Origin of the sequence: Candidatus Devosia phytovorans, from assembly GCA_029202405.1 — a bacterium.
Taxonomy (GTDB): Bacteria; Pseudomonadota; Alphaproteobacteria; order Rhizobiales; family Devosiaceae; genus Devosia; species Devosia phytovorans.
Map to the genome: position 1 here is coordinate 3,970,253 of CP119312.1, position 14,974 is coordinate 3,985,226.

The 14,974-nt window shown below is 63.4% G+C and carries 15 protein-coding genes and 1 tRNA gene; 7 read left to right on the plus strand and 9 right to left on the minus strand.

The genetic code is table 11. From position 1 onward, the window contains the following. The 9 genes from P0Y65_19525 to P0Y65_19565 all read right to left on the minus strand — a co-directional run bounded on the left by P0Y65_19525 (position 1) and on the right by P0Y65_19565 (position 7,146). A complete protein-coding gene (locus P0Y65_19525; GenBank protein WEK04341.1) occupies positions 1-1,281 on the minus strand; it encodes a glutamate-5-semialdehyde dehydrogenase in 1,281 nt (426 codons plus the stop codon). Next, complete coding sequence (gene proB, locus P0Y65_19530) at positions 1,268-2,410, minus strand: glutamate 5-kinase (GenBank protein WEK04342.1); 1,143 nt, start codon at positions 2,408-2,410, stop codon at positions 1,268-1,270. The genes P0Y65_19525 and proB overlap by 14 nt, the downstream gene beginning before the upstream one ends. 151 nt (positions 2,411-2,561) lie before the next feature. Beyond that, entirely contained in the window at positions 2,562-3,605 is a 1,044-nt protein-coding gene (obgE, locus tag P0Y65_19535) for a GTPase ObgE (GenBank protein ID WEK04343.1), read from the minus strand. Next, a complete protein-coding gene (locus P0Y65_19540; protein ID WEK04344.1) occupies positions 3,592-4,137 on the minus strand; it encodes a GNAT family N-acetyltransferase in 546 nt (181 codons plus the stop codon). The genes obgE and P0Y65_19540 overlap by 14 nt, the downstream gene beginning before the upstream one ends. After that, positions 4,134-4,649 (minus strand): GNAT family N-acetyltransferase, encoded by a 516-nt coding sequence (locus tag P0Y65_19545; GenBank protein WEK04345.1) that lies wholly within the window; start codon positions 4,647-4,649, stop codon positions 4,134-4,136. Before P0Y65_19545 ends, P0Y65_19540 begins: the two co-directional genes overlap by 4 nt. Before the next feature lie 123 nt (positions 4,650-4,772). Next, positions 4,773-5,039 carry a 50S ribosomal protein L27 gene (gene rpmA, locus P0Y65_19550; GenBank protein ID WEK04346.1) on the minus strand — a complete coding sequence of 89 codons (267 nt, stop codon included), beginning with the start codon at positions 5,037-5,039 and terminating at the stop codon, positions 4,773-4,775. A 12-nt stretch (positions 5,040-5,051) separates the two neighbouring features. Continuing rightward, complete coding sequence (gene rplU, locus P0Y65_19555) at positions 5,052-5,600, minus strand: 50S ribosomal protein L21 (GenBank protein WEK04347.1); 549 nt, start codon at positions 5,598-5,600, stop codon at positions 5,052-5,054. Positions 5,601-5,834: 234 nt separating this feature from the next. Beyond that, the gene (locus P0Y65_19560) at positions 5,835-6,605 is read right to left on the minus strand and encodes an MBL fold metallo-hydrolase (GenBank protein WEK04348.1); all 771 of its coding nucleotides are present in this window, start codon (positions 6,603-6,605) and stop codon (positions 5,835-5,837) included. 85 nt (positions 6,606-6,690) lie between these two features. Then, positions 6,691-7,146, minus strand: a complete 456-nt coding sequence (locus tag P0Y65_19565; protein WEK04349.1) for a gamma-glutamylcyclotransferase — start codon at positions 7,144-7,146, stop codon at positions 6,691-6,693. 118 nt (positions 7,147-7,264) lie between these two features. Between P0Y65_19565 and P0Y65_19570 the strand changes: the two genes are divergently transcribed. From P0Y65_19570 to P0Y65_19600, 7 genes are all read left to right on the plus strand, one after another. Next, positions 7,265-7,354, plus strand: a tRNA-Ser gene (locus tag P0Y65_19570). Positions 7,355-7,568: 214 nt separating this feature from the next. Beyond that, entirely contained in the window at positions 7,569-9,479 is a 1,911-nt protein-coding gene (locus P0Y65_19575) for a methyl-accepting chemotaxis protein (GenBank protein WEK04350.1), read from the plus strand. A gap of 5 nt (positions 9,480-9,484) precedes the next feature. Beyond that, positions 9,485-10,885: a chemotaxis protein CheW gene (locus P0Y65_19580; GenBank protein WEK04351.1), complete on the plus strand. Its 1,401-nt coding sequence runs from the start codon at positions 9,485-9,487 to the stop codon at positions 10,883-10,885. Further along, positions 10,882-11,937 (plus strand): chemotaxis-specific protein-glutamate methyltransferase CheB, encoded by a 1,056-nt coding sequence (gene cheB, locus P0Y65_19585; GenBank protein WEK04352.1) that lies wholly within the window; start codon positions 10,882-10,884, stop codon positions 11,935-11,937. The genes P0Y65_19580 and cheB overlap by 4 nt, the downstream gene beginning before the upstream one ends. A 17-nt stretch (positions 11,938-11,954) precedes the next feature. Then, positions 11,955-12,800 (plus strand): protein-glutamate O-methyltransferase CheR, encoded by an 846-nt coding sequence (locus P0Y65_19590; protein WEK06850.1) that lies wholly within the window; start codon positions 11,955-11,957, stop codon positions 12,798-12,800. A gap of 3 nt (positions 12,801-12,803) precedes the next feature. After that, positions 12,804-14,738, plus strand: coding sequence for a chemotaxis protein CheA (locus tag P0Y65_19595; GenBank protein WEK04353.1), 1,935 nt, complete (start codon positions 12,804-12,806; stop codon positions 14,736-14,738). Then, on the plus strand, positions 14,729-14,974 hold the full coding sequence (locus P0Y65_19600; protein WEK04354.1) for a hypothetical protein: 246 nt from the start codon (positions 14,729-14,731) through the stop codon (positions 14,972-14,974). Before P0Y65_19595 ends, P0Y65_19600 begins: the two co-directional genes overlap by 10 nt.

Here is a 14,974-nt window from a genome sequence, read left to right on the forward strand (position 1 = left end):
TCAGGGCCTCGTCTGGCCATTGCCGCGGACGCGGTATTTGAAGCTGGTGAGCTGTTCGACGCCGACCGGGCCGCGGGCATGCATCTTGCCGGTGGCAATGCCAATCTCTCCGCCGAAACCGAATTCGCCGCCGTCGGCAAACTGGGTCGAGGCATTGTGCACCAGGATGGCGCTGTCGATTTCGTTGAAGAATTTTTCAACTGCGACAGGGTCTTCTGCGATGATCGCCTCGGTGTGGTGGCTGGAATAGTGCTCGATATGGGCGATGGCTGCCTCGACCGAGTCGACGACCTTCACCGAAATGATGGCGTCCTCATATTCGGTCCGCCAATCCTCTTCCGTGGCCGCTAATGTTAGCGGACTGTTAGCATTGACCGTCGCATCGCCGCGAATTTCGCAGCCTTTGGCGGTCAATGCGTCAAGGATCGGATTGAGGTGGGTGGCGACCACGTCCTTATGCACCAGCAGCGTCTCGGCAGCGCCACAGACGCCGGTGCGGCGCATCTTGGCATTGAGGGTGACGTTCACCGCCTTGTCGAGGTCGGCCGAGCTGTCGATATAGACATGCACCAGGCCTTCCAGGTGGGCAAAGACCGGGACGCGGGCTTCGTCCTGCACGCGGGCGACCAAGGTCTTGCCGCCGCGCGGCACGATGACGTCGATATTGCCGTCGAGACCTTTCAGCATTTCGCCGACTGCAGCGCGGTCCACGGTGGGTACCAGTTGCAGGCAATCCTCGGGCAGGCGTGCGGCATGCAGGCCATCGAGCATGCAATCAACGATGGCCTTGCTGGAGTGGAAGCTGTCGCTGCCGCCACGGAGGATGACGGCATTGCCCGACTTGATGGCCAAAGCCCCGGCATCGGCGGTCACATTGGGACGGCTTTCAAAGATCACGCCGATGACGCCGAGCGGGGTGCGTACGCGCTCGATGTGGAGGCCATTGGGCCGATCCCATTCGGCAATTACCGTTCCGACCGGATCGGGCAGCTCGGCAATGGTTTTCACCGCCTCGATGATGCCGTCGATGCGGGCATCGGTCAGCAGCAGGCGATCGAGGAAGGCTTTGGAAATGCCCTTGGCTTCGGCCGCGGCCATGTCCTTGGCATTGGCTTCGAGGATCGACTTGCGATGCGCGTTGATGGCGCCGGCAGCAACGGTGAGCGCCATCTGCTTTTGCTGCGGCGTGGCAAGGGCCAGCGCCTTGGCGCCCTTGCGTGCATTGCGGCCGATCTCGGCCATGATGGTTTCAACCGACTGGACCTGTTCAGCCAAGCTCATCGACAGTCTCCTCCTTGGCGCCAATCAGCACCAGATTGTCGCGATGGATCAATGCGGCACGATTGCCCGCGCCGAGCAATTCAAGCACGGCGTCGCTGCGCTTGCCCATGACCAGCCGCGCCTCGTCGCTATCGAGGCCCGCAAGGCCGCGCGCCACTTCCAGACCATCGGGATTGAGCACGGCGACGGTGTCGCTGCGCTCGAAATTCCCGGTGACTTTCGTGACGCCGATCGGCAGCAGCGACTTGCCGGTCAGAAGCGCCCGCGCGGCGCCGGCATCGACCTGCAGGGTGCCTGATACGGCCAGCGTGCCCATGATCCAGCGCTTGCGCGCCTGCGCACGGCTCTGCGCGGGCAGGAACAGGGTGTGGCGGCCGCCTTCGGTCAAGGCTTTCAGCGGATGCGCCTCAGTGCCCTTGGCGATGATCATGGCTGTGCCCGCCTGGGTCGCGATCTTGCCGGCCTCGACCTTGGTGGTCATGCCGCCGCGCGACAGATGGCTCGCGGCGCCGCCGGCCATGGCTTCAATCGCTGGCGTGATCGACCTCACGACGGGCAGATGTTCGGCGTCGGGATCCTTGGCAGGCGGGGCGGTATAGAGCCCGTCGATGTCGGACAGCAGGACGAGGCAATCGGCCTCGATCATGGTGGCGACGCGGGCCGAGAGGCGATCATTGTCGCCATAGCGAATTTCGGCCGTGGCTACGCTGTCATTCTCGTTGATGATCGGCACGGCGCCGAGGCCCAAGAGGGTGGCGATAGTCGTGCGTGCATTGAGGTAGTAGCGCCGCTCTTCGGTGATATTGGGGGTGATGAGGATCTGCCCGGTGACGATCTGGTGGCGGCCCAGCGCCTCGGCCCAGGCCTGGCTCAGCGCAATCTGCCCGGCGCTGGCGGCGGCCTGGCTCTGTTCCAGGGTCAGTGCCACGGCCGACAGGCCCAGCAGGCCCCGCCCCAGCGCAATGGCGCCCGAGGAGACGATGACCACGTCGCGCTTTTCAGTCTTGAGGGCGGCGATGTCGGCCGCCAGCCCTGCGAGCCAGTCGGCGCGCAGCTTGCCCTGCTTGTCGACAAGCAGGGCCGAACCAATCTTGATGGTCAGGCGCTTGTAGGGCGCAAGGGCATTCATTTTGTCACGCCCTCGTGGTTCGAGGCTCGCCAAGTGGCTCGCACCTCACCATGAGTGCTACTGAGGCAGGCGCTGACCACCGGCACCCTCATGGTGAGGTGCGAGTGAAGCGAGCCTCGAACCACGAGGGAAGGTTCCAGCGTTAAAGCGATCAAGGCGCCCAATTAGGTTCCACTTTCCTGCGTGCGGCCTCCAGCTTGGCGGCCTTTTCGGCATCGAGGGTCTCGATGACGTCATAGAGCACCTGGTTGACGCCCATGCCGGTGACACCGGACACCTGCAGCACGTCGGCCTTGCTCAGTTTCTTGAGCAGCTTGACCTTTTGCTTGAGCTCGTCGGGCTCGATGGCATCGATCTTGTTGAGCACCACGATCTCAGGCTTTTCGGCCAGCAGTTCGTTATAGGCGGCCAGCTCGTTGCGGATGGTCGTATAGGCCGACTTGATGTCGGCCTCGGTGCCATCGATCAGATGGATGAGCACGCCACAGCGCTCGATATGGCCGAGGAACCTGTCGCCGATGCCCGCGCCTTCGCTGGCCCCTTCGATGAGGCCCGGAATATCGGCCAGGACGAAATCACGCTCGCCGATGGAGACGACGCCGAGATTGGGATGAAGCGTGGTGAAAGGATAGGCGGCAATCTTGGGCTTGGCAGCGGAAACCGCAGCCAGGAAGGTCGACTTGCCGGCATTGGGCAGACCGACAAGACCAGCGTCGGCGATGAGCTTCAGGCGCAGCCAGACCCATTTCTCGACGCCCGGAATGCCCGGATTGGCATGGCGCGGCGCCTGGTTGGACGAGGTCTTGAAATGGGCATTGCCGAAGCCGCCATTGCCGCCCGAGAGCAGCACGATGCGCTGGCCAACCTCGGTCATGTCGGCGATGAGGGTTTCGTTGTCGTCCTCGAAGACTTGGGTACCGACGGGGACGCGCAGCACGGTCTCTTCGCCATTCGCGCCGGCCCGGTCCTTGCCCATGCCATGGGTGCCGGTCTTGGCCTTGAAATGCTGCTGGTAGCGATAGTCGATCAGCGTGTTGAGGCCGTCGACGCATTCGACGACGATGTCGCCACCGCGTCCGCCATTGCCGCCATTGGGGCCGCCGAATTCGACAAACTTTTCACGCAGGAAGGAGACGGCGCCGCCGCCGCCATCGCCTGAGCGGATATAGACCTTGGCCTGGTCAAGAAACTTCATTTTTTCTGGCCTTCCAGACGCTCTGCGTCAATTTGGTGTCGATATGCTCCACCTCGGCGCCGCGCGCAAGGCAGAGCAGGGTTGAGCGTCCTGTTTGGGTAAATCCAAGCCGGGTTTGTATGGCCAGGGAAGCAGCGTTGAAATGGAAGACGCCCGAGAGCAGCGTGTCTTCGCTGCTGGCATCGAAAAACCAGTCCACGGCAGTCCGGACGGCTTCGGTCATGATGCCTTGGCCCCAAAAGGGCTGGCCCAGCCAGTAGCCGATCACCGGACCCTGCGGCCCCATGTGAAAGCCGACATGGCCGACCAGGCCTTCGCCGGGCAGTTCGATGGCAAAATTGGTTTCTTCCAGCGGCAGGTTGGGCAGCCGAGTGCGCAACCATGCCTGGGCGTCGCTCAGGTGATAGGGAAAGGGCACGCGGGCAAGGTTTCCGGCCACGGCGAAATCATTGAGATAGCGCGCGATCGGTTCGGCATCGCCAAGCTGGGCCTGGCGCAGGATGAAGCCGGGCGTGGTCAGCGTGACGTTCATGGCGTCAGCTCCAGATGCATTGCCACCATCTGTCGGCCATTGTCGTCCTCAACCGCACCAGTCTCGACAAAGCCAAGCTTGCGCAGCACATGGCGCGAGGCGTCGTTGCTCACCAATGCCCGCGAGCGCAGGCGGGAATAGCCGGCCCGTGCTGCAGCAGCGACCACGGCCCTGCCGGCTTCGGTGGCAAAGCCCTGGCTCCAATAGGGTTGGCCGAGCCAATAGCCGAGAGCCGGCGCCTGTCCGGGCAGCAGGTTGAGGCCGATGGTGCCAATATAGTGGCCGTCGCTTTCGATGGCCCAAGCGAATTCTTGAGGTCCGCGCGCCACATGGTCGACGAAGTCCCGGCCATGGCTTTCATCATAGGGATGGGGCATGCGCGACAGCACTTCGAAAATGCTCCGGTTATTGGCCAGCACGGCCATTTCGGGAACATGGTGCAGGGCAGGTGTGGTCAGCACGAGGCGAAGCGTCGTCAGCGTGGCCGGGAGGCGATCTCGAATGCTGTCCATCTGGCAAATGCTCCAGAATGCAAAAAGGGGAACCGGCGGACCGGTTCCCCTTCAATCTTGTTCGCATGACGAACCTAAAGCCGGGGAACATGTCACCGGCTGAGGTTTGTCAGACCTGCCGGGTTATTCGGCGGCCTTTGCCGGGTCGACGGAAACGTAGACCTTGGAATTTGCACGGGTGCGGAACGACACGGTGCCGTCGACCAGTGCGAAAATGGTGTGATCCTTGCCCAGGCCAACGCCGGTGCCGGGGTGCCACTTGGTGCCGCGCTGACGGATGATGATGTTGCCGCCAATGACAGCTTCGCCACCAAACTTCTTCACGCCAAGACGACGGCCAGCGGTATCACGACCGTTGCGGGATGAGCCGCCTGCTTTTTTATGTGCCATCTATCTAGCTCCTTATTCCTGCTCGGCCTTGGGTGCGGCCTTCTTGGCCGGGGCCTTCTTCGCCGGCTTTTCAGCGGCGGTGTCTTCGGTGGTTTCGGCAGCGGCCTTCTTGGGGGCAGCAGCCTTTTTGGCAGCCGGAGCCTTAGCTTCGGTGGCTTCAGCCTTGGGAGCTGCTGCCTTCTTGGCGGCCGGGGCCTTCTCGGTCACGCTATCGGTCGAGGCAGCAACGCCGGCAGCCTTGATGGTCGGCTTGGCGCCGCCCGTCAGGATTTCGGTGATGCGCACGGTCGACAGCAGCTGGCGGTGGCCGTTGCGGCGACGGTAATTGTGGCGACGGTTCTTCTTGAAGATGATGACCGTCTTCTGCTTGCGAGTCTCGAGCAGTTCGGCAGCGACGAGCGCGCCTTCGACGAGCGGAACACCGACTTCGCCATCAACCATCAGAACCTGGTCGAAGGTCACGATGGTGCCAGCTTCGGCATCGAGCTTTTCAATCTTGAGAACGTCGTTGGCGGCAACCTTGTACTGCTTGCCACCGGTCTTGATCACGGCGAAAGTCATAGCTTAACCCGGACGCTTCAAACGCCAGGTCCCTTTTTGTCGCGCTCTGTGGCGCCGCAGGATGTTTGGCCTATTCCTGCGGACTTCGAATGGATGCCGGTATAGTCCGGCGGCCAGCCTCGAACAGCGTTTTCAAACACAGAAAAGCGCGCCAGCAAGCCGGCGCGTGTTTCCGGGTCGGCTTATCGTGGCAAATGGCCCGAGAGTCAAGAGATTGTCATCAGCCTCGCGGCGTCAGCTCTGTCCGTTCGGATACCAGTTGCGCAGGCGCAATTCGCTATCGGGACCGATGCCGGCTTCGAGCACCGACAGGTCGCTGTCGCCAAAGTGGTAGGGATAGACAATCTTGGGCTTGAAGATGTTGATCGCTTCCACCGCCTGCTCGGGCGTCATCGTATAGGGCAGGTTCATCGGCAGGAAGGCGATGTCGATATCCTTGAGCGCCAGCATCTCGTCGGTGGGCTCGGTGTCGCCGGCTATATAGACGAGCTTTTCGCCCAGATTGAGCACATAGCCGTTGCCGACGCCCTTGGGGTGATATTGCAACCGGTCCTGGGTGATGTTGTAGGCGGCCACGGCGCTGACCACGAGGCCATTGAGGCTGGTGTCGTCGCCATTGGCGATGGCACTGGCATTGGCCCTAAGATTTTCGGGCAGCTTGTCGAACACCTCCTGGCTGGTCAGGATAGGCGCGCTGCCGGCGATGGCTTCGAGGGTCGGAATATCGAAATGATCACCATGGCCATGGGTGATGAGTATGGCCGTGGGCTGGCGCAGGCCTTCGTAAAGCGCTGCACCGCCGACCGGATCGATATAGATGGCCTCGCCATTGAAGCCGATGACGAGGCTGGCGTGATCCACCGGGTGAATGGTGATGTCGCCGGCGTCACTGAGGATCACGTCACCATCGAGCGCCACATCGGGCTGTGCCATGGCCGGAGCCAAGCCCCATGCCACCAGCGGGGCTGCCGCCATGCCTGCAATCACATCGCGCCGTTGAACCATTCGAATTCTCCCATGCTTTTGTTCTATTGTGCTGTCGCACAATGAAATCATGAACGCCGGAGTTCAACAGGCAACACAAACGTGATCACGGGGTCCGGCGCGGGGCCGTAAGCCGTTCGCGGAGGGCAAGGGCGGTCTCGATCTCCCCGTCCAGCACGGATGGCTTATGATGGGCGGTCCAATCGGCGAGCGTCCAGGCTGGTTGGTCCGAAGAGATGGTGATGACAGGAAAGTAGGCCTCTGCGGCAATGGTCGTGCCATCGACGAGCACATCGAGCGTGCCGCGACGATATTCATCGCCCTCGAAGGCATCGAGCGCCTCGAGATCAGCCGGCCGCAGACTTTCCAGCAGAAGTCCTGCAGCATGCTGGCCCGGCGTTGACACCAGGGCGGGGTAGACGCGATCGGGAAAGATGACAGCGCTGTAGAGCGGAGCGGTGGCGGTCCTGAGGCTCCTGACATCGATGGAGCGGCCGAGCACGGCGCCCAGGATGTCGGCATCCTGCAAGGTGCCGTAAACAAAGAGGGGCTTTTGTGTCACCGAAGATGTGAACCCAATGTCATCATATTGCGCAGGGGTGTTGCAGCGGTTCGAATGCTATGTCATAAGCCCGCCCGTGTCGACCAGCCGGGCTCCTCATGGGTCCGATCGATCTCGCGGAGAGATGGCAGAGTGGTTGAATGCACCGCACTCGAAATGCGGCATGGGGGCAACTCCATCGGGGGTTCGAATCCCTCTCTCTCCGCCATTCTCTCCCTAAAGTATTTTTTCGCTGAAGCACCAGGATTGTTGGGCTGCCTTTTGCCGCCCAGCGAGATCGCTGACCGCTACTGGGTTCTGGAAAGCGATGTCGTCGTCGCCGGCAAACTGGCAAGCCGCTCGATAGCCTGGCGTGGTTTTGCTAGGTGCTGGCCATTGGGAGTGCTATCTGACTGTAAAAGCTAGCACGCACTGGACTATTCATGGCTCTCGTCAAGACTACCGCCCTCAATAGACGAGTGGATGCGGCCGAGCCAGTTCCGGCGGCCAAGACGCCCGCCGCTTCGGTCCGTCGGCCGCGCAAGGCGGTATCAAAAGAGCGCGCGCAAGAGCGGATCGGGGCAGCCGTCGGCGAACTCTCGTCAGGCGTGGCGGAGGCGGCAGCCGCCGCCGAGCAGCTGCGCCGTTCGCTCGAGCAGATCGCCAGTGGGGCTGAGGAGGCGGCCGGCGCCGCCCATGAATCGCTGGCCGCAATCGGCGAGCTGTCACGTCAGTTCTCGGTTGCCCGCACAAGCGCTGACACTTCGCGCCGGTTGTCCGACGCGCTGCAGGTGGCGGTGGTCGAACAGGCAACGCTGATCGAAACCTCGCTTGGGGTGATCGACAGCAATGCCGGCAGGCAGCTGGCCTCGGTGGACGCTATCGTGCAACTGCAGGTCGAAGCAGGCCGCGTGGCCGAGACGACGGCTATTGTTGCCGATATTTCGGATCAGACCAATCTCTTGGCGCTCAATGCGGCGATCGAGGCTGCGCGGGCCGGAGATGACGGGAGGGGCTTTGCCGTGGTCGCCGACGAGGTTCGCGCGCTGGCCGAAAGCGCTGAGCGCGGTGCCGGCGATGTTCGTCGTTTTGCCGAGGCGATCGGGGAAGGCGTCGGGTCTATCGCGGCGCGTGTGCGGACTGCGGCAGGGACTGCACGGGCGCAGATCGCGGCGGGACAGGAAATTACCGGGGACCTGGCGACGATCCGCGACGATCTGCGCGCATTGCTCGATGGCGGGCAAGCGATCCTGGTTGCCGCCACCGAGGCGGACGTTGCTTCGCGCGAAGCCCAGAAGGGCGCGGAGACGATCGCCAGCGCTGCCGAAGAACAGGCAGCAGCAGCGGCCGAGGCGCAGCGCGCCGTGCAGCAGCAGGCGCAGGCATTGGATCAGGGGCAGGACGCGTCGCAATCGCTCTCGACCCTGATCGAGGCGCTGGATAGTGCAGACGCCAAGGGCTCGGCGGTTTCCTCGATCGGTGCGGCTGCCGAACAGCTGTCCGCAACGATCCAGCAATTGTCCGGGGCTTCGTTTCAGATCTTGACGGCCGTTGACCAGATCAGCCGCGGCGCCATGCAGCAGGCCGCAGCGACACAGCAGGCCAGTGCCGCCATCCTCGAAATCGAGAAGAATGCCGGCCTCAGCCGCGACAATGCCCAGACGGCGCTGCAAAAGGTCGACGGGGTCATCGCGCGGCTCGATACCAATAGTATCAATGTCGAACAGGTGGTGGCGCAGATGGCCAGCAGCGTCGACGATCTGCGTGCAACGCTGACGGAGCTTGCGGCGCTCGAAGATCAGACCCGCCGTATCGAGCGTTCGGTCGATCGCATCATCCTGATCGGCGTCCAGACAAGCATGCTGGCCGTCAATGGATCGGTGGAAGCGGCCCGGGTCGGCGAGGCCGGCCGGGGCTTTGCCATCGTTTCGAGCGATATCCGCAAGCTGGCCGTATCGGCGACCGATACGATCGAGGGCGCCAAGGATGTGGTCAGGCTGATCCAGACATCCATCGTGCTGATCCGGCGCGACATCGAGACGACGATTGCCAGCGTCGACGCAGAAGCCGGCCGGAACCGGGCGATTGCGCAACGCCTGGCCCAGATCAAGCTGGACTGTACCGAAATCAGGTCCGGCAATGCCGGCATTGTCGCAGGCGCAGACTCCATCGTTGTTGCCGTCAGCCAGATCCAGAGCGGCACCGAGCAGATCGCTTCGGTGGCTCAGGAAGCCGGTGCTGCGGCAGGCCAAGCCGCTGCGGCAGCCCGCCAGCAGTCGAGCGCAGCCGAAAACCTCGCTGCGGCGATCGAGGACATTGCTGCCCTGGCCGAGGAATTGCGGGTGGCGAACTGAGCGCCATGGACCAGGTTGCCGGCACTGCAAACAGGCTGACGGTGTCGGTTGGCGGCGAGACGATCCGCCTCTCCGGAGATCATCTGGTTGAGGTTATCCGGCGGCCGCGCCTGACCCGCGTGCCGCATGGGCCTGCGGCCCTCGTGGGTGTGGGCAATCTTCGCGGTGCGGTTTTGCCGGTCGTGTCGCTGGCGCAGCTGCTCGGACGGGTGCCCGGGGCCGAGGAGCGTGTCGTTGTCATGGACAATGGCACAAAAGTTGGCCTCCTGGTCGACAGCGTGCTCAAGCTGGCAGGGCAACAGTCGACGGATGATGGTTCACTCATCGACTGGCTGGGGCTGGTGAACCAAGACTTTCGGCGGGAGGAGACGGCAAAGTCCAGCCTTTCGGGGCGCGCGCATGTGTCGGATGCGGACTCCGAGATCGAAACACGACGTGTGCTGGTCAGCTTTTCCGTCGGCAATCAACTCTATGCGCTGCCATTACAGGCGGTTCTTGAAGTGCTGACCATGCCTAGCGAAGTTTCGGGTACAGGCAGTGGAGAAAGCTCGGTCCTGGGGGTCGCCAATATCCGCAACCGGACCATTCCGCTGATATCGATGGCGGCGCTGCTCGGCCTGGTCGAGAACGGTTCGGGGCGCATCATCATCATCGTTGAGCATGATGGCGATCTGGTGGGGCTGGCTGTGGGCAGTGTCGAATCCATCCTCCGACTGCCCGAGACCGCTGTCGACACGGTGCCCGCTGTGCTGCGCCAGGCGGCGGGAACGGCAGAGCTGGATGCGATCGGACGCACCGGCATTGGGCAGCAGCTGGTCTCTATCCTCTCGGTCGAAAAACTGTTCGGCAACCGGGCTGTCGGCAATGCCGTTGCGGCAAGCAGCAAGGAGACCGCAGAGATGGAAATCGCCGCTCAGGCAGAGACGCGCGAACAGTTCGTGATCTTCGATCTGGGGGGAGAACTCTACGGCCTGCCGATCGGCGCCGTGGTCGAGATCATCCGACTGCCCGAGCATGTAACGCGCGTTCCAAATGCTCCTGAATTCGTCTCCGGCGTGGTCAATCTGCGCGGCAAGCCTTTGCCGATCATCGACCAGCGGCAGCGTTTTGCGGCGCCCGAGGCGCGGAGCGGGAGCCAGCCCCGCGTGGTCGTGGTCGGCTTTGGCACCTTGATATCGGGCTTTGTCGTCGACAGGGTCATCGAGATTGCAGCGCTGGGTGAAGCCGAGATGGCGGCAGCGCCGAGCCTATCTGCACCGGGAACGCAGGTGTTCAGCCGCGTCGCGAGCCTGCCCGGCGAGGACCGGATGGCGCTGCTTCTCGATGCAGGGGAGCTGCTGACGCGGGCGGAGCAGGATGTGATCACCGACATCGCGGCACGGCAGATCGGCAGCGAACAGCCGTGATCCAGGTCCTGGTCGTCGACGACTCCGCGCTGATGCGGAAACTGCTGACGGGTATCTTCTCGGCCGCCGGGGATTTTGCGGTATCGGTCGCCCGCGATGGCGTGGATGCGCTCAAGCAGATCGCGGTGCGCCGGCCGGACGTCATCACGCTCGATATTCACATGCCGGGGCTCGATGGTCTCGATTGCCTCAAGCGCATCATGTCGGAAAATCCGTGTCCGGTGGTGATGGTTTCGGCGCTGACGGAAGAGGGCGCCGAGGAAACCCTCGCCGCGCTGGATGCCGGAGCGGTCGATTTCGTGGCCAAGCCGGACGGTGCGATTTCGCTGCGCATCGATGACATGTCGGCCGATCTCGTGGCCAAGGTGCGGGCAGCGGCAGGGGTGCGGATGCCGGGACGTCGCCGTTCCGAGGCGATTGCGGAGGCCACCAGTCCTGTAGCGATGATCTCTTCCACTGCCGAGCATCTATCCAATGGGGCGGATGGGCTGGTGTTGATCGGCACATCGACCGGCGGACCGACGGCGCTCGAAGCGGTGCTGTCGTCACTGCCCGGCGATCTGCGCTGGCCGGTGGTGATCGCCCAACATATGCCGGCGAGTTTTACCGGGCCGCTGGCGCGGCGACTGGACCGGCTGAGTGCGCTGACGGTGGTCGAGGTGACGAGCCCGACAATGCTGCAATCCGGCCATGCCTATATCGGCAAGGGGGAGGCCGATGTTATCATCACCCGGCGCGGCGACAGGCTCCATGTCACCGCAGCGCCGATGCAGGCGGACTATCTGTGGCATCCCAGTGCCGACCGGCTGGTCCGTTCGGCGCTGCAGCATGTCGAAGCCGACCGCATCCTGGGTGTGCTGATGACGGGCATGGGCAGCGATGGCGCGGCGGCCATGACCGACCTGCGCAAAGCCGGCGGGCATACCATTGCCGAAGCCCAGGAGACGGCGGTGGTCTGGGGCATGCCGGGCGAGCTGGTGCGTCGCAACGGGGCTGTCGAGACCGTGCCGCTGGACGCCATAGCGCGGCGCGTCGGCGAGTTGCTGACGTGAGGGGGCGCGACGCCACCATGCTGGCCCGGGCCAAGGCGCTCGCTCCGCTTTCAAGTGTGGATTTTGCGCGGCTCTGCGACCTGCTCTACACCCATACAGGGATGCAGTTCGATGAAGCCAAGCGGTACTATCTCGATCGCCGGGTTGCGGACCGCATGGTGCAAACCGGCACGGAGACGTTTGCCGAATACCTGTCGCAATTGCGCACGCGCCCCGAAGAGATCCAACATCTCATCAACAGCGTCACGGTCAACGAGACCTATTTCTATCGCGAAGAGCATCAACTTGCCTGCCTCAGCAAGTCGATCCTCCCCGAAGTGGCCCTGACCAAGAAGCCGGGCGACAGGATCCGGATCTGGTCGATGCCGTGTTCGAGCGGCGAGGAGCCCTATTCGATCGCCATCTGGCTGCTGGAAAACTGGCATCTGGTCGACGCCTATAATGTCGAGATCGTCGGCTCCGATATCGACACGGACGTCATCGAGCAGGCCCGCGGCGCCCGCTATGCGCCGCGCGCCCTGGCCCGGCTGCCGGAGGCCATCGTGAACGGTTATTTTTCTGCAACGGAGGATGGGCAAAGGCAGTTGATCGCGGATCTGCGGGAGTCCGTGAGTTTCAGCCGCGTCAATATGATGGATGAGGCGAGCGTTTCGGCCATGGGGACGTTCGATGTGATCTTCTGCCGCAATCTCCTCATCTATTTCGACGATGCGGCGCGTGAACGCGGGATCCAGTCCCTGTTCGACATCCTGCGTCCGGGCGGCTTCATCTGCCTCGGTCATTCGGAGACCATGAGCCGGATATCGGACCGCTTCCTGACCCGCCGGTTTGAAGATGCCATCGTCTACCAGAGGCCGAGGTAGCGCATGGACGAGTTGATGGCGCAATTCATCGTCGAGTCGCGTGAACTGGTGCAGTCCGGCATTAAGGAGCTGGTGGCGCTGCAGGCAGAGCCGGCAGATCGCGCCCATCTCGATGCCGCTTTTCGCACGGTTCATACCCTCAAGGGCGCTGTCGGCCTGTTCGATCTCGCGCCGCTTCAGACGACGCTGCACAAGGCCGAGGACGTGCTGGGGCAGGTGCGCGCCAGTGCCGCCGCCATCGATGGCGCTCAGGTCGAAGCGCTGATCGATGTGCTGGAATGGATTGAATTGTGTGTCGATGACATCGAGCGGGACGGCGCCGTCAGCGACGAACGCTCCGGGCGCGCGCTGGCGCTTGCACTCGGCCTTGTCAGCGACAGTGACACGGTGGCGACGCCGGTTTCCCCTGCGCCGCAGCCAGCAATGCCGGACTGGATCAAAGCGCTTCGCCCGGGCCGCGGGAAAACCGCAACGGTGGCGATCCGCTATGTGCCGCATCCGGAAGCTTTCTTCAGCGGTGATGATCCGCTGGCGCTCGTCGCGACCGTGCCGGACCTGCTCGATCTGCGGCTCGCCTCCCGTGAGCCATGGCCGGATGCGGACAAGCTCGATCCGTTCCGCGCCAATCTCGTCATGGACATGTTGAGCGGCGCGCCGCTGGCTACCGTCGAAGCAATTTTCCGGATGGTGCCGGACCAGGTGCAGATCGTGCCCCTGCGTGCCGCCGTTGCGGAGGCGCCGGAAACGAATACGGCTATGCCCGCCGCCCGAACCCTGCGCATCGATGCCGGGCGGATCGATGCCATCATGGATATCGTGGGCGAACTCATCACCACGCGAAACGGCATGGCGAGCCAGCTGGCAGCGCTCGTCCAGGGCGTTGGGGACAGGGAGGCGGCCGGAGGGCTGGCAGCCAGCCAGAAAGCGTTTGACCAGATCGTCGCGCAGCTGCACGGCGCCGTGCTGCGCACCCGCATGGTTCCGCTGTCGCAGGCCTCGCGCCGGCTGCCGCGCATGGTGCGGGAGCTTGCGACGCGGCTGGGCAAGCCGACCAGTTTCGAGATGCGCGGCGAGAGCATCGAGGTGGACAAGTCCATCGTCGACGAGCTGTTCGAGCCGCTGCTGCATATCGTTCGCAACGCCATGGACCATGGCATCGAGGCGGAAGCCGAGCGGCTAGCCAGCGGTAAATCCATACCGGCTACGCTCGTGCTCTTCGCGCGGCGGCAGGGCGACCGGGTCATCATCACCATCAAGGATGACGGAAGGGGAATTGACCCTGATGCCATCCGCACTGCCGCCGTCTCGCGTGGCCTGATCGCGTCCGATCGTGCTGGTGCGCTGTCCGACGATGCGGCTGTCGACCTGCTGTTCACGCCGGGATTTTCGACGGCCAAGACCGTCAGCGATCTTTCGGGCCGCGGTGTCGGGCTCGATGCGGTGCGCAGCAATGTCGCGCGCTTCGGCGGTCGTGTAGAGCTCAATTCTCGTCGCGGGCAGGGCACGGAGGTGATCCTGACGCTGCCCTTGAGCTTTGCCATGACGCAACTGCTCGTCGTTTCGGTGGGGGGCGAGCGCTACGGCATTGCCATGGACTCGGTCCTCGAAACGGTGAGGGTGCTTCCCAAGAATGTCAGCGCCATCCGCAGCGGTCGCGCCTTCGTGCTGCGCGACCGGACGATTCCCTTGCTGTCGCTGGCGCAACTCTTGCAGCTCGACGACGTTCAGGGCGATCAAGAGCTGACCGTGTTGATGGTGGCCGTGGGCGAAGAAAGAATTGGGCTCGTCGTCGATGCCATTGCCGAGCGAACCGAAACGGTCACGCGGCCGCTGTCGGGCCTGTTGACCGGCATGGCGGGCATTGCCGGCACGACCCTGACCGGCGACGGCAAGGTCCTTCTGGTGCTGGATCTGGGGGGATTAATCGGATGGCGATAAAGCTGGTGGGCGACACTATCGTGCTGAGCGGCAGCTGTGGCGTCGAGGAGGCCGAAAGGCTTCTGGCCCTGCTGCATGACAATCGCGATGCAGCGCTCGACCTCTCCAATAGTGGCGAGGTGCATACCGCGGTGTGGCAGGTGGTGATGGCGCTGCGGCCCACTTTGCTGAGCGCCCCACCTGAGGGTTTTTATAAGCGCTGGATCGTCCCGGCCGTGGCACAGAATGCGACGTGA